Source organism: Streptomyces sp. NRRL B-24572 (genome assembly GCF_002156145.1).
Classification (GTDB): Bacteria; Actinomycetota; Actinomycetes; order Streptomycetales; family Streptomycetaceae; genus Streptomyces; species Streptomyces vietnamensis.
Window position 1 is genome coordinate 1 of record NZ_MWIG01001235.1, and the last position, 718, is coordinate 718.

The 718-nt window shown below is 72.7% G+C and carries 1 protein-coding gene; it reads left to right on the top strand.

Annotation, left to right across the window (positions count from 1 at the left end):
* Positions 1–77: 77 nt before the first annotated feature.
* Positions 78–718 (top strand): peptidoglycan recognition family protein (locus CCN56_RS41500; protein ID WP_086832606.1); only part of this gene is annotated, 641 nt, incomplete at its 3' end.

Consider the following 718-nt stretch of genomic DNA (forward strand, 5'->3'; position numbering starts at 1 on the left):
CCCCGTAGACAGCCCGCACCCCGCACGCCCGACCGGCTTCCCCCGGCGCGGGCTTTTTCATGCCTGGAGGACACCAGATGGCCACTCCCCTCACCGCGGACCGGTTCGTCGCCGCGCTCCGCGCCGAAGGCGTCACCGTCGTCGAGCACCCCGGCTGGCGCACCCACAACCGCAACCACGTCGGCGCCTGGGGCCCCGTCACCGGCGTGATCATCCACCACACCGTCTCCGCCGGCACCGCCAACACCGTCGAGATGTGCTTCAACGGATACGAAGGGCTGCCCGGCCCGCTCTGCCACGGCGTCATCGCCAAGGACGGCAGCGTCCACCTCGTCGGCAACGGCCGCGCCAACCACGCCGGAGGCGGCGACCCGTCCGTCCTCCAGGCCGTGATCACCGAGACGTACGGAGACCGGCCGCCCACCCCCCGCGAGCACCAGGGCAGCTCCGGCGCCGTCGACGGCAACTCCCGCTTCTACGGCTTCGAGTGCGTCAACCTCGGCGACGGCACCGACCCCTGGCCGCCCGCCCAGCTCGACGCCATCGAACGGGTCTCCGCCGCCCTGTGCCGGGCCCACGGCTGGGGCGCCCGTTCCGTCATCGGCCACAAGGAGTGGTCGGACTGGAAGGACGACCCCCGCGGCTTCGCCATGCCCACCATGCGCGACCGGGTGCAGAAACGGCCCGGCGCGGCCCCCGCGCTGTCTCCTATACACAT